We start from the raw sequence: 22693 nt of genomic DNA, 5'->3' as shown, positions 1-22693 counted from the left end.
GTGACCGGACACGCACGGCTGGTGTACGACCCGGAGCTCACGGCGTACGACTTCGGCCCCCACCACCCGCTGGCCCCGATCAGGGTGCGGCTGACCGTCGCCCTGGCCACCGAGCTCGGCCTGGTCGACACCACCCCACCTACCGAATCGAGCTCACCCACCGAGGCGAACGGCCGCGTCCTCCAGGTGCCGGCCCCCTCGGCCACCGACGAGCTGCTCGCCCTGGTCCACGACCCGGCCTACCTCGAGGCGGTCAAGCGCGCCGGCGAACACCCGGAGTGGGCCGACGCGGAGTTCGGCCTGGGGAGCTCGGACAACCCGACGTTCGCCGGCATGCACGACGCGGCCGCCCATGTCGTCGGCGCCAGCGTCGAGGCGGCGCGCATCGTCTGGTCGGGGGAGGCGCTGCACGCGGTCAACGTCGCCGGCGGGCTTCACCACGCGATGCCCGCCTCGGCCAGCGGCTTCTGCGTCTACAACGACCCCGCGCTGGCGATCCGCTGGCTGCTGGACGCCGGGTGTCCCCGGGTCGCCTACCTCGACCTCGACGTCCACCACGGCGACGGCGTACAGGAGATCTTCTGGAACGACCCGCGGGTGCTCACGATCAGCGTGCACGAGTCGCCGCGGACGTTGTTCCCGTACGTCAGCGGCTTTCCCACCGAGATCGGCGGCCCGGACGCCGAGGGCTTCGCTGTCAACCTCGCCTTGCCCGCGGGTACGGGCGACGCCGGCTGGCTGCGCGCGTTCCACGCCGTCGTACCCCACCTGCTGGAGGCGTTCCAGCCCACCGTCCTGGTCAGCCAGCACGGCTGCGACAGCCACCGGGCCGACCCGCTGGCCCACCTCGCCCTGTCCGTCGACGGGCAGCGCGCGGCCGCTCTAGCCGTGCACGACCTGGCCCACCAGATCTGCGAGGGGCGCTGGGTGGCCACCGGCGGAGGAGGCTACGCCCTGGTGGAGGTGGTGCCGCGCACCTGGAGCCACCTGCTGGCGATCGCCGGCGGCCGGCCTCTCTCACCGAGCACGCCCACCCCGCCGGGCTGGCGTCACCTGGTGGAGACGGAGTGCCGCCGGCCGGCGCCGACGTCGATGACGGACGGGGAGGACCCCACGTACGCCGACTGGGACACCGGGTACGACCCCGCCGACGAACTGGACCGGGCGGTCCGCGCGACCCGGCAGGCGGTCTTCCCCTGCCACGGCCTGGACCCCCACCTCTGAGTCCACGTCCGAGTCCACCTCTGAGCCCACCTTCGGGGTCACCTCTGGGCCCAGTACCGGGCCGGACGGTCCGGGCGGAAGCGGACAGGCTCGTGGCCTGTACCCTGTGAAGACGCATCGGTCCGCCATGGTCATCGCCTGCCCACAGGCGTCGCGATTTCCGACGTTCAGGTGCGTATTCCTTGGGGTACGAACAGTCCGAAAGGGTTCCGCGTGGGTTCCGTCATCAAGAAGCGTCGCAAGCGAATGTCGAAGAAGAAGCATCGCAAGCTCCTCAAGAGGACGCGCGTGCAGCGCAGGCGTCAGGGGAAGTAGCGACCTTCGTGCCCACGGGGTGAGGCCGATATGGCGCGTGTAGTACTGGTCACCGGAGTCTCCCGCGATCTCGGTAGCAGGTTCGCGCGTCGGTTGGCCGCCGACCCTGGCATCGACCGGGTGCTCGCCGTCGATGTCGTACCTCCGCGTCACGATCTCGGTGACGCGGAGTTCGTACGTGTCGACCTGCGCAGCCCGGTCGTCTCCCGCGTCCTCGCCCGGGAGAGCATCGACACCGTTGTCCACCTGAACGTGATCGCCACCCCGCAGCACGCGGGCGGGCGGGCCACGATGAAGGAGATCAACGTCATCGGCACGATGCAGCTGCTGGCCGCCTGCCAGCGGCTGCCGTCGGTGAGCAAGGTCGTGGTCAAGTCCTCGACGGCCGTCTACGGCGCGTCGCCGGCGGACCCGGCGATGTTCACCGAGGACATGGAGCCGCGCGCGCTGCCGCAGTCCGGGTTCGCCAAGGACGCGGTGGAGGTGGAGAGCTACGTCCGCGGCTTCGCCCGTCGCCGCCCGGACGTGGCCGTGTCGACGCTCCGTTTCGCCAACGTCATCGGTCCGCGGGTTCGGACACCGATGACGCGTTACTTCACCCTGCCGGTGGTTCCGACCGTGCTCGGCTTCGACGCGCGACTGCAGTTCCTCCACGAGGACGACCTACTGGAGGCGCTGCGCCTCGCCACCGTGGGCCAGGTGCCCGGCACGTTCAACGTCGCGGGGGACGGCGTGATGATGCTGTCCCAGGCCATCCGCCGGATGGGCCGGCCCACCGCTCCCGTCCCGGCGTTCGCGGTGGCGACGTTCGGGCAGATGTTCCGGGCCGCCCGGCTGGCCGACTTCACCCCCGAGCAGCTCTCCTATCTCACCTACGGTCGCGGCGTCGACACCAGCCGGATGGGCGACGACCTGGGCTTCAAGCCGACCCACACCACCGCGGAGGCGTTCGAGACCTTCGCCTCGGTGCACGAACAGGGCCTGCTGAGCTCCGAACGCATCGCGGCCGCCGAGGAGGAGGCCGCGACGTTCCTCGGTGTACGCGATGTGCGAGACGAGGCCGAAGGGGTACGACAGGGCCATGGCTGACTCCTCCCAGGCGAAGGTGATTCCCCTCCACGGCTCGCCCTCGGCCGACGACGCGGGCGCGCCGCCGAACGGCTCGGGCCCCGGCTCGACCGGCGGGCCCGAGCGGCCGGCGAGCCTCGGCGACGGCCTGCGCGAGGCGGCCGGAGCGCTCGCCCAGGGCCTGGCCGAACGCACCCTCGGCGACGACTGGCGGACGAAGGTCGCCGGCGGGCTGGAGTTCGCCCGGCGCCGGCTGACCGGTGAGTACGAGGTCGACGACCTCGGCTTCGACCCCGACCTCACCGAGAACGTCCTGCTCGCCATCCTGCGGCCGCTCTACCAGAGCTGGTTCCGGGTCGAGGTGCGCGGCCTGGAGAACATCCCCTCCGTCGGTGGTGCGCTCCTGGTGGCCAACCACTCGGGCACGCTGCCCGTCGACGGCCTGATGACCCACGTCGCGGTGCACGACCACCACCCGGCTCACCGCCACATCCGGATGCTCGGCGCCGACCTCGTCTTCCGTACGCCGGTGATCTCCGAACTCGCCCGCAAGGGTGGCACCACGCTCGCCTGCAACGAGGACGCGGAGCGGCTGCTCAGCGCGGGTGAGCTGGTCGCGGTGTTCCCCGAGGGCTACAAGGGGCTGGGCAAGCCGTTCTCCGAGCGCTACAAGCTGCAGCGGTTCGGACGGGGCGGCTTCGTCGCGGCCGCGCTGCGTACCGGCGTACCCATCGTGCCGTGCTCGATCGTCGGCGCCGAGGAGACCTACCCTCTGCTCGGCAACGTCGAGCCGCTCGCCCGGCTGCTCGGAGTTCCGTACCTCCCGATCACGCCGACGTTCCCCTGGCTCGGCCCGCTCGGGCTGGTCCCGCTCCCGTCGAAGTGGATCATCTCCTTCGGCGAGCCGATCCCCACCGACGGCTACGACGCGGAGGCGGCCGAGGACCCGATGCTGGTCTTCGACCTCACCGACCAGGTACGCGAGACCATCCAGCACACCCTGTACGCACTTCTCCTCGATCGCCCCGACGCCTTCTGAGGCCCCGCGCGTCCCCGCATCCCGCCTGGCGGCGTTGTCGTCGTCGCGCGTAGAACGCCGTTGCGCGACTGCTGCTCGCGAATTCTTCCGCGGAAGAATTCTGGCGCCGCGCACGGCTGCGTTGTCGACGTGACCGGCATTGCCGGGACCCGGAAGCGTGAAGACGCAGGGTGGCCAGAGCCCCCGTTTCGTTTCACGCTTCGTCGAGGAGCCGGCCCTTCGCCGCGAAGTGTGAAGCGCCGCGGAGGCTCTGGGCACCGTACGTCGTCTTCACGCTTCGTCCTGACGCTTCGTCGCCGGCTGACCCGACACCCGAGGGTCAGTTCCGGACCCGGGTTTCGCCGCCGAACCGGGCCGCTCACAGACCCTCGCGGATTCTTCCGCGGAAGAATCCGCGAGCGCGCAGCGGCCGCAGTACGTCCGGGAGTTCGCCTCGAAAGTTCGTCGCCAGGCGGAACCGGCGGCCCACCTCGACCGCCTCGACCACCCGTCCTAGTTTGGCAAGGGGAGGGGCAGCGGCAGCGGCAGAGTCGGAAGCGGAAGCGGCAGCGGCAGCCCGGGCGGCGGCGTCGTGGGTGTCCCCGTCGGGCCCGGGGTGGTCGGCTTCGGGTTCGGCGTGCCGGGTCCGTTCGGCCCAGGCAGCGGCACGGTGAGCGTCGGTAACGGCAGCGGAAGCGGGTCGGCGGTGCGGGACGGCAGCGGACCGCCCGGACCGGGGTTGGTCGGCACCGGACCGGGCCCCCTGGGAGGGCGCGCCGGCCCGGGCGTGGGCGGCACCGGCCCGGACGTCGGCCCGGTCGTCGGACCGGAGGTCGGGGTGGGGCGCGGTGACGTCGCCCGCTCGGGGGAGTCGGGGTCGGCGGTCGTGGTTCCGCACGTGGGGCAGGCCGCGCGGGCCCGGCGGTCGGCGTCGGCGATCGTGGCGGCCGCGCGGGCGTACGCCCCGGACAGCCCCCGCGGCAGCAGCGGGCGCAGCTCTCGTAGCCGCGGCCGGGCGTCGGCGGTGAAGTCCCGGATCGCGACCACCGGCGCGGTGTTCCTGTCGGCCTGGTGGGCACGCAGGAGCAGGTCGGCGCCCCGGCGGGTGTCGGCGCTCACCTGGTCGAGGGTGGTCCGCGCCAGGTCGACGCGCTCGGTGTCGGCGTCGCGGAGGGGTGCGTCGCCGGCCATCCGGCTCACCTCGGTCAACCGGGTCGAGGCGTGCGTGAGGTACTCCCGGCCGCGGGACTCCTGGCTGGAGGCCACCGCCACCTGGGTGCGCTCCAGGCCGATCTTGATGGGGTAGAACATCCCGCCAGGCTGGGCGTCCCGGGCCGCCACGGCCGTTCCGGCCACCCCGCCGGCCAGCACCACGGCAGCGGCGACGGCGACGATCCGTGAACGCCTCGGAGTTGCGGCCACGGGCCGGGCCGAGCGGTCCCCGCGTGACCCGGCACCGCCCGAACGGCCGGCGGCGGCACCGCCGCTCCCCTCGATGGACGCCCGCGCCGCGGCCACCACCAGGCGCTCCCGGAGGGCCGTACGGAACTGCTCCGACGGCTCGACCGCGGAGGGTCGCAGCCGCATGGCGACGGAGTGCAGGTCACGGAGCGTGGGGTCGGCGGAGCGGCCGGTGCCATCCACCAGCCGGGCGAATTCCTCGGCCCGCCGGCGTGACGCCAGGAGGGAGGTCATCGACGTGTGCTCCTTCGACCAGTCGACCGGTGTGGCCGGGTTTCTCCGTGCCCTTCCGGTGGTTCGTACGGCGGGACGTGGTGTCCCGGATCTCCGGGGGACACCTGCGAAAACGAGCGGTCGCGCCCGTGGTTACGGTCCGGCGTCGTCCATGATCGACAACCTGCCGAGCCTCTGCGGTCCGGCACGGCCCGGGGGGCGGGAGCGGCCGGTCCCCGGATGCCGGCTCGGCGAGCTCACCGCAGCCCGTCGGGGAGCAGCTTCGCGAGGTTGCGGACAGCCCGCAACTGGAGCTGCTTGACCGCCCCCTCGCTCTTGCCCAGCGACTGCGCGGTCTCGGCCACCGACATGCCGTTGAGGAAGCGCATCACCAGGCACTCCTGCTGGTCCGGGCCGAGCCGGCGAAGCGCCTCCACCAGCGCCTCGTTGGTCAGCCGGGTGAGTACGTCGTCCTCCGGGCCCGCGGTGACCGAGTCCGAGTCGAGGATCTCCCCGGTCGCGACCTCCAGCCGGAACCGGCCCGACTTGAAGTGGTCGGTGACGAGGTTGCGGGCGATCGTCACCAGCCAGGCACCGAAGTCGCGTCCCTGCCAGCGGAACGACCCCAGCGAGCGCAGGGCACGCAGGAACGTCTCGCTGGTGATGTCCTCGGCCAGGGCGTGCGTGCCGACCCGGTAGTAGACGTACCGGTACACGCTCGGGACGTAGTGGTCGTACAGCTGGCCGAACGCCTCGGCGTCGCCGCGCTGGGCGAGTTCGACCAGCGCCACGATCCGGGCCTTGGCGGCGTCGGCGGGGGCATGGCCGCCGATGCCGTCGGCGGAGCGGGTGCCCGCCCGGGCCCGGGGCGAGGCGGTCTCCTGGTGCGATGCCTGGCACAGCCGGCCGTCGCCGGGCTTGGCGGAGTGCCCGGCGGAGTGCTGGGAGAGGTGCCCGGCGGAGGTCGAGGCGGCGCCGGGAGCGGGGGAGACCGGAACGAGAACACGCCCACCGGACGGACCCCAGGCGTCGGTCGTACGCAGCGCGGCGCGCAGCAGCTCGACGAGCTCCCGCACGCCCGCGCCGTCGGCGAGCGTGGTCCGGCGGTCATCCAACATCGCTACCTGCCCCCCAGCAGGAGTGGGTACGGCCCCCCTCGCGGCATCGTAGGGAAGATCCCGGCAAACGGGAAACCCGGCGCATTCAGCGCAGCTTCCACCACGGAGAGTGGCGCCGTCGAAGCGAGGGCCGGAGCGGTACCCCGAGCGTGGAGTGGTGCCGGCCGAGCGCCGTACGGCGCAGCGCCGCCGCGGCCGCCGCCGCGCCGCCGAACGCTCCGGCCATGGCCGCCGCCGCGAGCCCCGCTCGGGCCGCTCTCCGTGCCCGGCGGAAGTCGCGGATGCGCCACCCGTGCTTGCGGGCGTACCGGCGCAGCTTGCGGTCGGGGTTGATGGCGTACGGCAGACCGACCAGCGACAGCATCGGGACGTCGTTGGCCGAGTCGGAGTACGCGGCACAGCGGGACAGGTCGAGGTCCTCCCGCGCGGCCAGGATCCGGACCGCCTCGGCCTTGGCCTGGCCGTGCATGAGGTCACCGACCAGCCGGCCGGTGTATTTGCCGTCGTGCGTCTCCGCGACCGTGCCGAGCGCGCCGGTGAGGTTGAGCCGGTCGGCGATCAGCTGGGCGATCTCCACCGGCGCGGCGGTGACCAGCCACACCCGCTGGCCCTGGTCGAGGTGCCGCTGGGCGAGCGCGGCCGTGCCCGGCCAGATCTTGGTGGCCAGCGCCTCGTCGAAGATCTCCGAGGCGAGCTCGGCTAGGTCCTCGACCTCCCAGCCGGCGATGAACGCCAGCCCGAGCTCGCGGATCTGGCTGATCCCGTCGGCGTCCTCCGCGCCGCCGATCCGGAACTTCAGCTGCTGCCAGCCCGCGCTGAGGAACTCCCGGGTCGGGTAGTAGTCGCGCGAGTGCAGGCCACGGGCGAGGTAGAACAGCGAGGCGCCGCGCATCAGCGTGTTGTCCACGTCGAAGAACGCCGCCGCGGCCAGGTCGGCGGGTGGTCGGTCGGGGGCGTGGATCGGGGACGGAGCCGGCTTGTCTTCCTCCGCGGACGTCATGCCCACCGAGCTTAGGGCGTACGACCGACAGCGCGCCGGTGAGGATGTGGGAATCCTCCGGGTTCGGGAGCGGTCCCGGGGGTGGACACCCGCAGCCGTGGCGGTTCGATGTGTGCCAGACTCGCCGACGTGGTGATGGCGCCTCGTACGCAGCTGCAGCCGGACCGGGTGGTCACGGCGGTCAACGTCGCCGACCTGGTGCGACGGGCAGCCCAGGATGCCCCCGACCACCTCGCGCTGGTGGCCGGCGGCGACCGGCTGACCTGGGCCGAGCTCGACCGCGAGGTCGACGCCGTGGCGGCCGCCTGGTCTGGTGCCGGGCTGGTGACCGGGTTCCGGGTCGCGCTGGCCATGTCCAACTCCCTGGAGTTCGTCACCGCCTACTTCGGCGCGCTCCGCGCGGGTGTGGTCGCCGTACCCCTCAATCCCGCCGGCACGGCCCAGGAGATCGGGTCGATGCTGGCTGCGGTGAAGGCGCGGGTGGTCCTCGCCGACGACTCGAGCGTGGCCGCCGTCCGGGCCGCGGTGGACGAGCTCGCCGGCGCCGGTGGACCCGCCCTCGACGCGGACGCCGTTCCGGTGGTGGTCCCGGTCGGGGTCGCCTCCCGTCCCGGCGAACGCAGCTACGACGAGCTGCTGGCCGCCGCGTCCAGCGCGCCGGCCGTTCCTCCGGCGGATCCAGAGACTCTCGCCGTACTGCTGTTCACCTCCGGCGCGGCGAGCCCTCCGGTGATGCTCACGCACCGTGCGCTGCTGGCCAACCTCGACCAGCTGGCCGCCATCGACCCGCCGGTGATGACACCCGCCGACGTGGTGCTCGGCGTGCTGCCGATGTGTCACGTGTACGGCCTGAACGCCGTGCTCGGCATGGTCGCCCGGGTGGCCGGCACGTTGGTCCTTGTCCGCCGGTTCACCCCGGAGGGCAGCCTCGACCTGGTGGCGGCCGAGCACGTGACGAACGTCCCGGCGGTCCCCACGGTCTTCGCGAGCTGGCTGAGGACGGTCGCCGACGATGCCGAGCTCGCCCGCAGGCTCGTGGGTGTCCGGCTGCTGGTGTCCGGTGCGGCGCCGCTGCCGCCGTCGCTGCTGAGCGCCCTGCGCGCGGCCACCGGTCTGGTCGTCCAGGAGGGGTACGGCCTGACCGAGGCCGGCCCGGTGGTGACCAGCACCCTGTGCTCGGCCGGCGCGGCGCCGGAGACGGCGGGGCCGGCGGGTGCGACCGGGGCGACCGGCTCGGCGGAGTCGCCGGAGACCGCGGAGACTCCGGACGAGGCGCCCGCCCACGCCCATCCCACCGGCCGGGCGAAGCACACGGTGGGCGCCCCCCTGCCGGGGGTGGAGCTGCGGATCGTCGACGAGACCGGCGCCGACGTCGAGGCAGGGGAGCCGGGCCAGGTACTCGTCCGCGGACCGAACCTGTTCTCCGGCTACTGGCCGGACGGCGCCGACGCGCCGGGCGAGAAGGGCTGGCTGGCCACCGGCGACATCGGCTACCTCGACGAGGACGGCGACCTGGTCCTGGTCGACCGGATCAAGGAACTCGTGATCGTCTCCGGCTTCAACGTCTACCCGCGCGAGGTCGAGGAGGCGATCGCCGAAGTCGACGGCGTGGCCGAGGTCGCGGTGGTGGCGATGCCCGACCCGCAGACCGGCGAGGCGGTCCGGGCCTACGTCGTTCCCGCCGCGGGTGCACAGGTGAGTGCCGAAGACGTACGCCGGCACTGCGAGGTCCGGCTGGCGCGGTTCAAGCGGCCCAGCGTGGTGGAGATCGTTCCCGAGCTGCCGCGTTCGGTGACCGGCAAGGTCGCGAAGGCCAGTCTGCGGCGCGCCGCCCGCGAGTCGGCGATCGGCTTCTGAGCGTGACCCAGCCGTCCCAGCCACCTCAGCCGAAGCAGCCACCCCAGCTGAAGCAGCCGAAGCAGCCGAAGCCGGAACGCGTGACGCTCTACAGCAAGCCGGGCTGCCACCTGTGTGACGACGCCCGGGCGGTGGTCGCCGCCGTTTGCGCCGACCTCGACGTCGGCTGGAGCGAGATCGACATCCAGGGCGACGAGTCGTTGTACCGCAGGTTCTGGGAGCAGATCCCGGTCACGTTCGTGGACGGCCGCCAGCACGACTTCTGGCGGGTGGACGCGGATCGGTTACGCTCCGCACTCACCGCCGGCTGACCAGGCCGACCGCCTGGTCGGCCGAGGAGGCCGTGCCGCGGGTCCGGAGATCGCCGTTCCCGGTCCGGATTTCGGCGTTCCGGCGATCGTGCCGAACCCCCGCACAAGGGTCGATTTCGGTGCAGATCCGCTCCGAGCGCGCCGGATGTGACGACCGGCACGTCCGCCCAGCGCTACGCTCGATTTTGTTCGCACGTTCACAAAGTCCTAGGCTTGGAGATCGCCGGTCGGGACGGCTCCGATCGAGCAGAGGCGTCACCCAGCCCATTCGACGACGTCTCGTGTCACTACGGGAGAGAAGTGAGTCCGCCGAACCCCCGCCGTACGAACGAGCAGGAAGCGCGCCCGAGCCGCGGCATCCCCGAGGCGACCGTGGCGCGACTGCCGGTCTACCTCCGGGCGCTGACCGCGCTCGCGGACCGGGGGATCGCGACCGCCTCCAGCGAGGAGCTCGCCCGGGCGGCCGGCGTCAACTCCGCGAAGCTGCGCAAGGACCTGTCCTACCTCGGGTCCTACGGCACCCGCGGGGTGGGGTACGACGTGGAGTACCTCCGCTACCAGATCGCGCGGGAGATCGGTCTCACCCAGGACTGGCCCGTGGTGATCGTCGGGATCGGTAACCTCGGCCACGCGCTCGCCAACTACTCCGGCTTCGTGTCCCGCGGGTTCGGCATCGTCGGACTGCTCGACGCCGACCCGGCGCGGGTCGGTGAGCAGGTCGGTGACCACGAGATCCAGGCGTACGGCGAACTCGAACGCGTCGTGTCAGAGTACGGCGTGGCCATCGGCGTCATCTCGACGCCGGCGACCGCCGCGCAGGAGGTCTGCGACCGCATGGTTGCGGCGGGCATCACCAGCGTGCTCAACTTCGCTCCCGTGGTGCTGAGCGTTCCGGCCGGTGTGGACGTCCGCAAGGTCGATCTGTCCACCGAGCTGCAGATCCTCGCCTACCACGAACAACGCAAGGCGCTCGCGGGCCCGGGTACGGGTCCGCTGAGCCAGGTCGACGGCATTCCAGTCGAGAGGAGCCCCCTCGTCCCATGAGCATCCTGGTCGTCGGCCTGTCCCACCGTGGCACCCCCGTCCACCTGCTGGAGCGCGTGGTGCCCGCCCCGGAGACGCTGGACAAGGTCCTCGTCGACGCGGTGGCCTGCCCGCACGTCGCCGCGGCGGTGGTGCTGTCCACCTGCAACCGGGTGGAGATCTACGCCGAGGTGGAGCGCTTCCACGGCGGTGTCGAGGAGCTCGCCGAGCTGCTGGCCCGGCACGCCGGTGTCTCCGCCGCCGAGCTCACCCCGCACCTTTACGTGCGGTACGAGGACGGCGCGGTGAGCCACCTCTTCTCGGTGGTGTGCGGCCTGGACTCGATGGTCGTCGGCGAGACCCAGATCCTCGGCCAGGCCAAGGCGGCGCTGCGCAACGCCCAGGACGCGGAGACGATCGGCTCGGTGCTGAACGGCGTCTTCCAGCGCGCGCTGCGGGTCGGCAAGCGGGCGCACACCGAGACCGACCTCGGCCGGGCCGGCCGGTCGGTGGTCAGCGCGGCGTTGGCGCAGGCCGAAGGCGTGCACGGCGACCTGGCCGGGCGTACGGCACTGGTGGTCGGCGCGGGTTCGATGGCGGCACTCGCCGCCACCACCCTGCGCCGTGACCACGACGCCAAAGTGGTGGTGACCAACCGCACGCCGTCGCGCGCCCGCCGGATCGCCGAACAGGTCGAGGGCACCGCGGTCCCGCTGGCGGACCTTCGAAGCGCGCTTGCCGACGCCGACGTGCTGGTGTCGTGCACCGGCGCGGTCGGCACCGTGATCTCCGCCGTCGACCTCGCCGCGGCGATGCGCCACCGCCCGGACCGCCCGCTGGTGGTCTGCGACCTGGCGATGCCGCGGGACGTCGAGATCGAGGCCGGTCAGGTCGCCGGTGTCACCCTGATCGACCTGGGCCGGCTGGCCGAGACCGTGGACGACGGTGTCGCCACCGACGTGGAGGCGGTACGGGCGATCGTGGCCGAGGAGGTCGCCGACTTCGTGGCCACGCGCAGGGCCGCGACCGTGGCGCCGACCGTGGTGGCGTTGCGCAGCATGGCCGCCGAGGTCGTCGACGCCGAACTGCGCCGGTTGACCGCACGGGTGCCGCACCTGGACGACCACTCCCACTCCGAGGTGGCGAGGACCGTACGCCGGGTGGTCGACAAGCTGCTGCACGCGCCCACGATCCGGGTGAAGGAGCTCGCCGAGCAGACGGTCGAGACGTCCTACACCGACGCGCTGCGAGAGCTGTTCGCCCTCGACCTCAGCGCGCTGGAGGCGTTCACCAGCGTCGAGCCGGTGGAGCCGGCCCAGCCGGACCGTTCTGTGCAGCCCGGAGAGCCGGGAGGTGCGCCATGACCTCCACGACCTCCATGACCTCCACACCGATGACGGCAGCGTTCCGCGTCGGCACCCGGCGCAGCGCCCTCGCGCTCGCCCAGGCCGGGCACGTCGCCGCCGCGCTGGAGCGGGCCGGCCACCGGTGCGAGCTGGTCGAGGTGACCACCGAGGGCGACCGCAACCGCGCGCCACTGGCCACGATCGGTGGCCAGGGCGTCTTCACCGGTGCCCTGCGCGAGGCGCTGCTCCGCAAGGAGATCGACGTCGCGGTGCACTCGCTGAAGGACCTGCCGACCCAGGATGCCGACGGCATCGTCCTCGCCGCCGTACCCCCGCGCGAGGACCCCCGCGACGCGCTCGTCGCCCGCGACGGGCTGCGCCTGGCGGACCTGCCGGCGGGTGCGCGGGTGGGCACCGGCTCACCACGGCGGCTGGCTCTGCTCCGGCTGCTGCGAGAGTACGACCTCGAGCTGGTCGAGATCCGGGGGAATGTCGACACCCGGATCAGGAAGGTACGCGACGGCGAGCTCGACGCCGTCGTTCTCGCCCGCGCGGGTCTCACCAGACTCGGGCGCAGCGAGGAGATCACCGACAGCTTCGATCCCACCGCGTTCGTCCCGGCCCCCGGCCAGGGCGCACTGGGGATCGAGTGCCGGAACGCCGACGAGGACGTGGTGCGCGCCCTCGCCGGGCTCGACGAAACCCGCACCCGGGCGGCGGTTACCGCCGAACGCGCCGTACTCGCCGGAATCGGGGCCGGCTGCAGCGCACCCATGGGAGCCTTCGCCGAGGCCACCGCCGGGGCGGAGGGGGACACGCTCTCCCTCCACGCCGTCGTGGCCGCCGTCGACGGCTCCGCAAGCGTCCGTCTGTCCACCTCGGGGTCTCTGGGCGATGCGGAGGAGCTCGGCCGTCAGCTGGCGGCCGCCCTGCTCGCCGAGGGCGCCAGTCGTTTGATCGAGGAACGCGTCACGTGACCGCCAAGACAAAGACCACCAAAAAACTCCAGGGATCGGTCTCGTTCGTCGGGGTCGGCCCCGGCGACCCCGCTCTCGTCACCGCCAGGGCGAAGGAGCTCCTGGGCCGTGCCGACGTCATCGCCGGTGAGCTCGCGGCCTTCGAGGCCGTCGTCAGCACTCACGTCCCCGAGGACGCCGAGCGGCTGGAGCTGACCGAGGACGCCGTGACCGCGGCCGAGGCCGGCCGGGTACTCGCCAAGCACGGGAAGGACGGCAAGCACGTCGTCCGCCTGTACCACGGCGACCCCTTCCTCGACGGCAACGCCGCCGAGCACGTCGCCGCGTTCGTCCGGCACCACGTGCCGTTCGAGGTGACGCCGGGTCTGCCGGTGGCGACCGCGGTGCCCGCCTACGCGGGGATCCCGCTGACCGGTACGAAGGTACGCGAGACCCGGTTCGTCGACCTCCGCGGCGGCGAGCCCGCCTGGGAGACGTTCGCCGAGGGCTCGGCCACCCTGGTGCTCACCAACGTCACCGAGGGCCTGAAGGACATCGCCGCGTTCCTGGTCAAGGCCGGCCGGGAGCCCTCCACGCCGGTGGCCGCGACCACCGCCGGCACCACCACCGACCAGCGCACCGTCGCCGGGACGCTGGAGACGATCGCGGCCGAGGTGAAGTCGTCCCGGCTCGCCGGTCCGTTCGTCCTCGTCGTCGGCTCGGCCGTAGCGCACCGCGACAAGCTGTCGTGGTTCGAGACCAAGCCGCTGTTCGGCTGGCGGATCCTGGTGCCGCGGACCAAGGAGCAGGCGGGCGTGCTGTCCAAGCTGCTCCGGCAGTACGGCGCGGTGCCGGAGGAGGTGCCCACCATCTCGGTGGAGCCGCCGCGCAACCCCCAGCAGCTGGACCGGGCCATCACCGGGCTGGTCACCGGCCGCTACCAGTGGGTCGCGTTCACCTCGGTCAACGCGGTGCGCGCGGTGCGGGAGAAGTTCGAGGAGTACGGCCTGGACGCGCGGGCGTTCGCCGGCCTGAAGATCGCCGCGGTGGGGGAGAAGACCGCCGAGGCGATCCAGTCCTGGGGTATCAAGCCCGACCTGGTGCCCTCCGGTGAGCACTCCGCGCGCGGGCTGGTCGAGGACTGGCCGCCCTACGACCGGGTCCTGGACCCGATCAACCGGGTGTTCCTGCCCCGTGCCGACATCGCCACCGAGACGCTGGTGGCCGGACTGGTCGAGCTCGGCTGGGAGGTCGACGACGTGACGGCGTACCGCACGGTGCGCGCCGCGCCGCCGCCCGCCCCGATCCGGGAGGCGATCAAGTCCGGCAAGTTCGACGCGGTCGCGTTCACCTCCAGCTCGACGGTGCGCAACCTCGTCGGCATCGCCGGCAAGCCGCACACGACCACCGTGATCGCCACGATCGGCGCGCAGACCGCGACGACGGCGGAGGAGCACGGCCTGCGGGTCGACGTGCAGCCGACGGAGACGTCGATCGAGGCGCTGGCGGAGGCGCTTGCCGACTTCGGCGAGGCGCGCCGCGCGGCCCAGATCGAGGCCGGCGACCCGGTGACCAAGCCGTCGGAGCGCAAGGCGGGTGCCCGGCGCCGGGCCACCACCAAGTAACGGGACGAACGGGCCGAACCGCGTACGCGCGGGGAGTACGTCGCACCGAGCCGCGTACGCGCCGAGGAGTACGTCGAAAGGGGCCGCCGGACCGGCGGCCCCTTCGCACGTCCTGGCTAGGCTGGACGGCATGGGTTATCCGGAGATGCGCCCCAGGCGCCTTCGTACGACGCCCGCGATGCGCCGGCTGGTCGCCGAGACCGACGTGCCCCCGCGCTCGCTGGTGCTGCCGGTCTTCGTCGCGGAGGGCGCGGCCGAGCCGGTCCCGATCCCGTCCATGCCCGGCGTGGTGCAACACACCCTGGACTCCCTGCGCAAGGCGGCCGTCGAGGCCGCCGAGGCGGGGGTCGGCGGGCTGATGCTGTTCGCGATCCCGCGGGCCAAGGACGCGATCGGCTCCGGGGCGACCGACCCGGACGGCATCCTCAACGTCGCGATCCGCGAGGTCGCCGCGGAGGTCGGTGACGCGACCGTGGTGATGGCCGACCTGTGCCTGGACGAGTTCACCGACCACGGGCACTGCGGCGTCCTCACCGCCGACGGGCGGGTGGACAACGACGCCACGCTGGTGAGGTATGCCGACATGGCGGTCGCGCAGGCCGAGGCCGGGGTGCAGGTGGTCGGGCCGAGCGGCATGATGGACGGCCAGATCGGGGCGATCCGCGCTGCCCTCGACCGGGCCGGGCACACCGACGTGAGCGCGATGGCCTACTCCGCGAAGTACGCCTCGGCGTTCTTCGGTCCCTTCCGCGACGCGGTGCAGTCCAGCCTCGAGGGCGACCGGAGTACGTACCAGCAGGATCCCGCCAACGCCACCGAGTCGATGCGGGAGGTCGCGCTCGACCTCGCCGAGGGCGCCGACATGGTGCTCGTCAAACCCGCGCTGGGCTACCTCGACGTGGTCCGCCGGACCCGGGACGCGGTGGATGTTCCGGTCGCCGCGTACAACGTGTCCGGTGAGTACTCCATGGTCGAGGCGGCCGCCGCCCAGGGGTGGATCGACCGTGACCGCGCGATCCTCGAGGTCCTCACCTCGATCCGCAGGGCCGGCGCCGACATCGTGCTGACCTACTGGGCGGTGGAGGCGGCGCGCCGGCTGCGCTGATCACCCGTACGTTCTCGTACCTCGACCGGTACCACCTCGAGGCCCGCTGTCCGACTCCGGACGGCGGGCCTCGTCATGTGCCGAGCCCGCGTTTGGCCGGGCATCGGCGGACCACCTGACAAAGGAGGGGCCGCCACGGCGCCCGGTCGGGGGGGAGGTAACCAGGCACCGCGGCGGCCGAGGAGGCTCGGCGCGCCCGGGGGGGTGGAGGCGCCGAGCCGGCTTGGGGAGCCCGGTGCGCGGGTCGCGCACGTCGCGGCTGTGGGCTCGTGGAGGAAGTCGGTGGTCTGTGCTGTGGGTGCTGTCCTGTTCGGTGGTCGTCCGGTGGAGCGGGAAGTCGGTGGAGCGGAAGGTCAGTGGGCGAGGCCGTCGTGGGAGCCGAGCAGGTCAGGGACTCGACAATGGGTGTGCCGTGTCGGTTGCCCGCGACCCCACCCCGATGGGCCCGACTCCGGTGTTTGTCCGCGCGGGTGGAACCGGCCCGTCACAGGACCCCCGCGTGGTCTCGACCTCCCCGGCGCACGCCTCACCTTACGTCCCTACTCCGAGTCTTTGAAGTGTTGGCACGGTGCCGTCTCCATCAACGACTGTGCGAGCCGGAGGTTACGCCCGGCTTCTGCCGAGTTTCGACCGATGGGATTTCGTTGGTCGCGGAACGCCGGGGACCTCCCCGCCTGCCCCGCCGGACGGCCGACCCCCCACCCCTGCGGGCGGCCCAGCCGGGCGAGGGACAATGACGCGGTGACCGAGCCGCGAAACCCCGCCACGCACGGAAGTGCCGCCTCGCAGGCGTTGTTCGACCGTGCCCGCGTCGTCACTCCTGGTGGCGTCAACTCACCGGTCCGGGCGTTCCACGCGGTGGGCGGCACGCCGAGGTTCGTCACCTCCGCGCGCGGCCCGTACCTCCTGGACGCCGACGGCAACGAGTACGTCGACCTGATCGGCTCGTGGGGGCCGATGATCCTCGGTCACGCCCACCCGGAGGTGATCGCCGCGGTCACCCGCGCGGTGTCGGCGGGCACGTCCTACGGCACGCCCACCCGCCCGGAGGTGGAGCTGGCCGAGGAGATCGTCGCCCGTACGCCGATCGAGCAGGTGAGATTCGTCTCGTCCGGCACCGAGGCCACCATGTCGGCGATCCGGCTGGCCCGGGGCGTCACCGGCCGGGCGAAGCTGGTGAAGTTCGCCGGCTGCTACCACGGTCACGTCGACGCGCTGCTGGCCTCCGCCGGGTCGGGGGTGGCGACGTTCGGGCACCCGGACTCCCCGGGCGTGACCGGCGCCCAGGCGGGCGACACCCTGGTCGTGCCGTACAACGACCGGGCGGCGGTGAGCGACGTCTTCGCGCGGTACGGCGAGGAGATCGCGGCGATCATCACCGAGGCCGCGCCGGGCAACATGGGAGCGGTCCCACCCGAGGACGGGTTCAACGAGTTCCTGGCCGCGACCGCGCACGAGCACGGGGCGCTGTTCATCTCCGACGAGGTGATGACGGGCTTCCGGGTCAGCCGTTCCGGTTGGTACGGCATCGACGGCGTGGCCGCCGACCTGGTGACGTTCGGCAAGGTGATGGGTGGCGGCTTCCCGGCCGCGGCGTTCGGCGGGAAGGCCGCGCACATGGAGCGGCTGTCCCCGGCCGGGCCGGTCTACCAGGCCGGCACGCTGGCCGGAAACCCCGTCGCCACCACCGCCGGGCTCACCACGCTGCGGCTGGCCGACGCGCAGGTCTACGCACACCTGGACAGGACGGCTGCCACCATCGCCGGACTGGTCGGTGAGGCGCTGACCAAGGAGGGCGTACCCCACCTGCCGCAGTTCGCCGGGAACCTCTTCAGCATCTTCTTCGTCGACCCCACCGAGGTGCCGCGGGTCCGCAACTTCGACGACGCCCGCTCGCAGGCGCAGCACCGCTTCCGGGCGTTCTTCCACGCGATGCTCGACGGCGGGGTGCACCTGCCGCCGAGCGCGTTCGAGGCGTGGTTCGTCAGCGCCGCGCACGACGAGGAGGCGCTGGAGCGCATCGCCTCCGCCCTGCCGGCCGCGGCCCGGGCCGCCGCTGCCGCCGAACCCGATCCGGCCCCGACAGCCGAGACAGCCGACCCGACTCAGCAGGAGCGTTCGTGAGCCGAAGCCGCACCCTCGTCCATCTGCTGCGCCACGGCGAGGTCGACAACCCGCAGAAGATTCTCTACGGCCGGCTCCCCGGCTACCACCTGTCCCAGCTGGGACGGGACATGGCCGAACGCGTCGCGGAGACGGTCGCGTCCCGGCCGATCACCCACCTGGTGGCGTCCCCGCTGGAGCGCGCGCAGGAGACCGCGCAGCCCGCGTCGGACAAGCTGAGCCTGCCGATCAACACCGACGAACGCCTGATCGAGGCAGGCAACCTCTTCGAGGGGCTGACGTTCGGGGTGGGCGACGGCTCGCTGCGCCGCCCGAGTTCGTGGAAGCACCTGCGCAACCCGATGCGCCCCTCGTGGGGCGAGCCCTACCGCGCGATCGTGGTGCGGATGCTGGCGGCGATGGCGGACGCGCGGACCGCCGCGGAGGGCGACGAGGCGCTGCTCGTCTCCCACCAGCTGCCGATCTGGACGGTGCGTTCCTACGTCGAGGGCCGCCGGCTGTGGCACGACCCGCGCAAGCGTCAATGCACGCTTGCCAGCCTGACGACCTTCACCTACGAGGGCGGGCGGATCGTGTCCGTCGACTACTCCGAGCCGGCGGCCGACCTGCTGCCGGGCGGCCTGGCGGGCAAGAAGTTCGTCGCCGGGGCGTGAGCTGCAGCTGAGGATGAACGGCGGTATGGGTTCCAGGGCACCGAAACCTTCGCGGGGCGCACGGTCGCGTGCGCTCGCCGCGGTGGCGACGCTCGCCGTCGTGGGCGTGGCCGGACTCGCCGGGTGCTCCTCCGACGACGGCACCGGCGGTGGCGGCGAGGGCGGCGACGGCTCGCGTTCGACCAACGCCACCACGAGGTTCGTCTCCGGCAGCGGCACCGTCACCACCATGCCGCCGGGCGAACGCAAGCAGGCGCCGGCGGTGGCCGGCGCCACGCTGGACGGCAGGCGGGTCTCGCTCGCCGACTACCGCGGCAAGGTCGTCGTGCTGAACGTCTGGGGCTCCTGGTGCGCGCCCTGCCGCAAGGAGGCGCCCGACCTGGCCGCCGCCTCCCGCGCCCTGCGGGCCAAGGGGGTGGAGTTCCTCGGCATCAACACCCGGGACAACACCCGGCAGCCGGCGCAGGCGTTCGTGCGGACCTTCGGCGTGCCGTACCCGAGCATCTACGACCCGAACGGCGACCAGCTGCTGGGGTTCCGGGCGACCCTGCCGCCGAGCGCGATCCCGTCGACGCTGGTGATAGACAAGCAGGGCCGGGTCGCCGCGCGGGTGCTCGGCAGCGTCAGCCGCCGCACCCTCGAACAACTCACCACCGACGTGACGGGGCTGCGGTGAGCATGTTCGCCCTGGCCGCGACCTCGGTGGGTGACGGTTTCGCGCGGACGGCGCTGAACGGCTCGCTGATGCTGGCGATCCCGATCGCGGCACTGGCCGGCCTGGTGTCGTTCCTGTCCCCGTGCGTGCTGCCGCTGGTGCCGGGCTACCTGTCCTACGTCACCGGGCTCACCGGCGCCGACCTGGCCTCGGCGCGGCGGGGCCGGATGCTGGCCGGCGCGCTGCTGTTCGTCCTCGGTTTCGCGGCCGTGTTCGTCTCCATCGGTGCGGTGTTCGGTGTGGTGGGCAACTTCCTCGCTGTCAACGCCGGCTTGCTCACCCGGATCCTGGGCGTGGTGGCGATCCTGCTCGGGCTGGCGTTCGTCGGCCTCGTGCCCTGGCTGCAGCGCGACGTACGGGTGCACAAGGTGCCGGCGGTCGGGCTGGCCGCGGCGCCGCTGCTCGGTGTGCTGTTCGGCCTGGGCTGGACGCCGTGTGTCGGCCCGACGCTCGGCGTGGCGGCGACGCTCGCGGTGAACGAGGGGACCGCCGGGCGCGGCTCGCTGCTGATGCTCGCGTACGCCCTCGGTCTCGGCATTCCGTTCGTCGCGGTGGCGCTCGGCTTCCGCCGGGTGCTGGGCGGGTTGTCCTGGGTGCGCCGTCACCACGTGTGGGTGACCCGAGCCGGTGGCGCGCTGCTGATCCTGGTCGGCCTGGCCATGGTCACCGGTGTCTGGGACGCCGTGATCGGCCCGCTGCGGCAGTGGGCCGGAAACTTCCTGACGGTGGTGTGACGGATGACTTCGACGCAGGAACGCGAACGCGAGACGACGGCGCCCAGGGACGCGCCGCCGCTGGGCCCGTGGGAGCTGACCCGCTGGGTCTGGCGGCAGCTGACGTCCATGCGTACCGCCCTCATCCTGTTGTTCCTGCTGGCGGTGGCGTCCATCCCCGGCACCCTCATCCCGCAGCGCCGGATCAACCCGGTGACGGTGGCGGAGTTCATCCGCAACAACCCCGGGCTGTCGCGGTGGTACGAGAAGTTCGGGCTGTTCGACGTGTTCGGCTCGCCGTGGTTCGGCGCGATCTACCTGCTGTTGCTGGTGTCCCTGCTCGGCTGCATCCTGCCTCGCACGCTCGCGCACTGGCGGCTGGTCCGGTCCCGCCCGCCGGCCGCGCCGCGCCGCCTGGAGCGGCTGTCGGTGCATCGGTCCTGGACCACCGACACCCCGCCGGACAAGGTGCTCGCGGCCGCGCGGGAACGCCTGCGCGCGGCGCGGTACCGCGTGGTGGCCGACGAGGGGGCGGCCGGATCAGCCGGGCCGGCTGGATCCTCCGGATCCTCGCTGTCCGCCGAACGCGGTTACCTGCGCGAGGTCGGCAACCTGCTCTTCCACATGGCGATCGTGGTGGTGCTGGTCGGCGTGGCCATCGGCAGCCTGTTCGGCTTCCGCGGCACCGTGCTGGTCGTCGTCGGCAACGGCTTCGCCAACACCGTGACGCAGTACGACGGCTACCAGGGCGGCGGGTTGTTCAAGGAGAGCCAGCTGGCGCCGTTCTCGTTCACCGTGAAGAGCTTCAAGGTGAAGTTCGCCACCAAGGGGGAGGAGAGCGGCTCGCCGCGTTCGTTCGACGCGGCGCTGGCCTACACCCCGCGACCGGGTGCCTCCGCCCGCGACTACCACCTGCGGATCAACCATCCGCTGCACGTCGACGGTACGCAGATCCACCTGAGCGGGCACGGGTACGCGCCCCGGTTCACCGTCCGGGACGGCACCGGCAAGGTGGCCTTCTCCGGGCCGGTGCCGTTCCTGCCGCAGGACCCGAACTTCTCCTCCACCGGCGTGGTGAAGGTGCCCGACGCCCGGCCGAAACAGTTCGGCTTCGAGGGCTTCTTCCTGCCGACGGGGATGGTCGACCAGCAGCGCGGCCCGATCTCGGCGTTCCCGGACGCGTTGCGGCCGATGGTGTTCCTCACCGGGTACGCCGGCAACCTCGGCCTGGACGAGGGTGTGCCGCAGTCGGTCTACAGCCTGGACAAGACCCGGCTGACCCAGCTCAAGGGCGGGGACGGTCCCTGGCGCAAATCGCTGGAGCCCGGGCAGGCCGCCCCCCTGCCGGGCGGCGGCAGCATCCGCTTCGACGGCTACACCCGCTGGGTCAACCTCCAGATCAGCAGCAATCCCGGCGCGCCGGTGGCGCTGGTGGGCGCGGTGCTCGCCCTGGCCGGGTTGCTACTATCCCTTGTAGTACGTCGCCGCCGGGTGTGGGTGCGGGTCGCCACGGACAACGGGCGTACCGTGGTCGCGATCGCCGGCATGGACAAGGGCGAGCGGCTCAGCTCCCGCGCACCGGGCGTGGCCCGGGCGGCTCCCGACGAGGGAGACCGCACCGAACGGGAGGGGCGGCCCGGCCCGGCCGGCGCCGCTGACGACGAGACCCGCGACCTCGCCGTCGAGATCGACAGAATCGCCGCGGACCTTCCAGGTCGAGCGGCCCCGGCCGGGGAGGAGACGTGAGTTCGGTGCTCGCGAGCTTGTCGGACAACTTCGTCTACGCCTCGACGGCGGTCATCGCGCTGGCGATGCTCGCGCACGCGGCGGAGTGGGCGTTCCGCCGCGAACGCCGTACCTCCGGTCAGGTGGAGCAGACCGCGGCCGTCGGCGGCGAGTCGAGCACCGGGGCGGCCACCACGAAGGCGGAGTCGGCAGCGGGCGAGGAGTCAGGTGGCGGTGTCGCCGTTCTCGAACGCGAGCAGGAGCCGGGCGACGGTGGCGCGGGCGACGAGAGCGATGGCGGCGAGGACGTCGAGGGTGGCGTGGATCGGGCCGACCTGTTCGCCCGGATCGGCGTCGCGCTGACGATCCTTTCCACCGGCCTGCTCGGTATCGGCGTGCTCTGCCGCGGTTTCGCGGCCGGCCGGGTGCCCTGGAGCAACCTGTACGAGTTCTCCATCACCGGCAGCTTCGTGATCCTGGTCGTCTACCTCGTGTCCCTGCGGAAGCTGCGCACCAACTTCCTCGGGCTGCCGCTGACCGGGTTCGTCCTGGTCCTGCTCACGGTGGCGATCTCGGTGCTCTACGTTCCGGTGACCGGGCTGATCCCCGCGCTGCAGTCGTACTGGCTGGCCATCCACGTCTCCGCTGCCTGTCTGGCCACCGGCATCTTCACCCTGGGCGCGGTGGCCAGCGCCCTGCAGATCGTCAAGGCCCGCTACGAACGCCGGGTGGCCGCCGGTGGCCGTACCTCCGGCGGCTACCTCGCCCAGCTTCCGTCCGCTCAGGTCATCGACCGGGTGGCGTACCGGCTGAACGCGTTCGCCTTCCCGATCTGGACGTTCGCGCTGATCGCGGGCGCGGTGTGGGCGGCGGCGGCCTGGGGCCGCTACTGGGGCTGGGACCCCAAGGAAACCTGGATGTTCATCACCTGGGTCTGCTACGCCGCCTACCTGCACGCGCGGTCCACCGCCGGCTGGCGGACCAAGGTGTCGGGGATCGCGCTGGTGAGCTACGCCGCGCTGGTGTTCAACCTGGTCGGCGTCAACTTCTTCATCGCGGGCCTGCACTCCTACGCCAAGTAGGTCCGATCCGTACAAGCCTGCCGGCGTCCCGCCGGGGCAGA

20 protein-coding genes are annotated in these 22693 nt (G+C 72.5%); 17 read left to right on the top strand and 3 right to left on the bottom strand.

From position 1 onward, the window contains the following. The 4 genes from FHR37_RS21660 to FHR37_RS21645 all read left to right on the top strand — a co-directional run bounded on the left by FHR37_RS21660 (position 1) and on the right by FHR37_RS21645 (position 3646). Positions 1–1224, top strand: a complete 1224-nt coding sequence (locus FHR37_RS21660; protein WP_092882347.1) for an acetoin utilization protein AcuC — start codon at positions 1–3, stop codon at positions 1222–1224. Positions 1225–1437: 213 nt separating this feature from the next. Beyond that, the gene (locus FHR37_RS21655; RefSeq protein ID WP_092652736.1) at positions 1438–1539 is read left to right on the top strand and encodes a 30S ribosomal protein bS22; all 102 of its coding nucleotides are present in this window, start codon (positions 1438–1440) and stop codon (positions 1537–1539) included. Between the two features lie 30 nt (positions 1540–1569). After that, positions 1570–2628, top strand: coding sequence for an NAD-dependent epimerase/dehydratase family protein (locus FHR37_RS21650; protein ID WP_092882348.1), 1059 nt, complete (start codon positions 1570–1572; stop codon positions 2626–2628). Then, positions 2621–3646 carry a lysophospholipid acyltransferase family protein gene (locus FHR37_RS21645; protein ID WP_092882349.1) on the top strand — a complete coding sequence of 342 codons (1026 nt, stop codon included), beginning with the start codon at positions 2621–2623 and terminating at the stop codon, positions 3644–3646. Before FHR37_RS21650 ends, FHR37_RS21645 begins: the two co-directional genes overlap by 8 nt. 492 nt (positions 3647–4138) lie before the next feature. On the opposite strand, the gene FHR37_RS32645 is transcribed toward FHR37_RS21645, so the two are convergent. The 3 genes from FHR37_RS32645 to FHR37_RS21630 all read right to left on the bottom strand — a co-directional run bounded on the left by FHR37_RS32645 (position 4139) and on the right by FHR37_RS21630 (position 7417). Then, a complete protein-coding gene (locus FHR37_RS32645; protein WP_092882350.1) occupies positions 4139–5320 on the bottom strand; it encodes a DUF5667 domain-containing protein in 1182 nt (393 codons plus the stop codon). A 236-nt stretch (positions 5321–5556) separates the two neighbouring features. Then, complete coding sequence (locus tag FHR37_RS21635) at positions 5557–6417, bottom strand: sigma-70 family RNA polymerase sigma factor (RefSeq protein WP_092882351.1); 861 nt, start codon at positions 6415–6417, stop codon at positions 5557–5559. Positions 6418–6502: 85 nt separating this feature from the next. Next, a complete protein-coding gene (locus FHR37_RS21630; protein WP_092882352.1) occupies positions 6503–7417 on the bottom strand; it encodes an HAD family hydrolase in 915 nt (304 codons plus the stop codon). A 108-nt stretch (positions 7418–7525) separates the two neighbouring features. Between FHR37_RS21630 and FHR37_RS21625 the strand changes: the two genes are divergently transcribed. The 13 genes from FHR37_RS21625 to ccsB all read left to right on the top strand — a co-directional run bounded on the left by FHR37_RS21625 (position 7526) and on the right by ccsB (position 22652). Beyond that, complete coding sequence (locus FHR37_RS21625) at positions 7526–9274, top strand: class I adenylate-forming enzyme family protein (RefSeq protein WP_175542411.1); 1749 nt, start codon at positions 7526–7528, stop codon at positions 9272–9274. Between the two features lie 2 nt (positions 9275–9276). Further along, positions 9277–9585, top strand: a complete 309-nt coding sequence (locus FHR37_RS21620) for a glutaredoxin family protein (RefSeq protein ID WP_330831762.1) — start codon at positions 9277–9279, stop codon at positions 9583–9585. 300 nt (positions 9586–9885) lie between these two features. After that, on the top strand, positions 9886–10629 hold the full coding sequence (locus FHR37_RS21615) for a redox-sensing transcriptional repressor Rex (protein ID WP_092882353.1): 744 nt from the start codon (positions 9886–9888) through the stop codon (positions 10627–10629). Continuing rightward, a complete protein-coding gene (locus tag FHR37_RS21610) occupies positions 10626–11972 on the top strand; it encodes a glutamyl-tRNA reductase (RefSeq protein ID WP_092882354.1) in 1347 nt (448 codons plus the stop codon). Before FHR37_RS21615 ends, FHR37_RS21610 begins: the two co-directional genes overlap by 4 nt. Continuing rightward, positions 11969–12931 (top strand): hydroxymethylbilane synthase, encoded by a 963-nt coding sequence (hemC, locus tag FHR37_RS21605; protein ID WP_202817965.1) that lies wholly within the window; start codon positions 11969–11971, stop codon positions 12929–12931. Before FHR37_RS21610 ends, hemC begins: the two co-directional genes overlap by 4 nt. Next, positions 12928–14535 carry a bifunctional uroporphyrinogen-III C-methyltransferase/uroporphyrinogen-III synthase gene (locus FHR37_RS21600; RefSeq protein ID WP_092882355.1) on the top strand — a complete coding sequence of 536 codons (1608 nt, stop codon included), beginning with the start codon at positions 12928–12930 and terminating at the stop codon, positions 14533–14535. Before hemC ends, FHR37_RS21600 begins: the two co-directional genes overlap by 4 nt. A 130-nt stretch (positions 14536–14665) precedes the next feature. Further along, a complete protein-coding gene (hemB, locus tag FHR37_RS21595; protein WP_092882356.1) occupies positions 14666–15640 on the top strand; it encodes a porphobilinogen synthase in 975 nt (324 codons plus the stop codon). 741 nt (positions 15641–16381) lie between these two features. Next, positions 16382–17764, top strand: a complete 1383-nt coding sequence (gene hemL / locus FHR37_RS21590; protein ID WP_237768665.1) for a glutamate-1-semialdehyde 2,1-aminomutase — start codon at positions 16382–16384, stop codon at positions 17762–17764. Continuing rightward, complete coding sequence (locus FHR37_RS21585) at positions 17761–18417, top strand: histidine phosphatase family protein (RefSeq protein ID WP_092882358.1); 657 nt, start codon at positions 17761–17763, stop codon at positions 18415–18417. The genes hemL and FHR37_RS21585 overlap by 4 nt, the downstream gene beginning before the upstream one ends. Positions 18418–18442: 25 nt before the next feature. Continuing rightward, positions 18443–19093: a TlpA disulfide reductase family protein gene (locus FHR37_RS21580; RefSeq protein WP_092882359.1), complete on the top strand. Its 651-nt coding sequence runs from the start codon at positions 18443–18445 to the stop codon at positions 19091–19093. A gap of 26 nt (positions 19094–19119) precedes the next feature. After that, positions 19120–19866, top strand: coding sequence for a cytochrome c biogenesis CcdA family protein (locus tag FHR37_RS21575; RefSeq protein WP_092882489.1), 747 nt, complete (start codon positions 19120–19122; stop codon positions 19864–19866). 3 nt (positions 19867–19869) lie between these two features. Next, a complete protein-coding gene (gene resB / locus FHR37_RS21570; RefSeq protein ID WP_092882360.1) occupies positions 19870–21591 on the top strand; it encodes a cytochrome c biogenesis protein ResB in 1722 nt (573 codons plus the stop codon). Then, positions 21588–22652, top strand: coding sequence for a c-type cytochrome biogenesis protein CcsB (ccsB, locus tag FHR37_RS21565; RefSeq protein WP_092882361.1), 1065 nt, complete (start codon positions 21588–21590; stop codon positions 22650–22652). The genes resB and ccsB overlap by 4 nt, the downstream gene beginning before the upstream one ends. Positions 22653–22693: the final 41 nt, after the last annotated feature.

It is taken from the genome of Actinopolymorpha cephalotaxi (assembly GCF_013408535.1).
Classification (GTDB): domain Bacteria; phylum Actinomycetota; class Actinomycetes; order Propionibacteriales; family Actinopolymorphaceae; genus Actinopolymorpha; species Actinopolymorpha cephalotaxi.
This window is presented reverse-complemented; position numbering and strand designations above follow the sequence as displayed.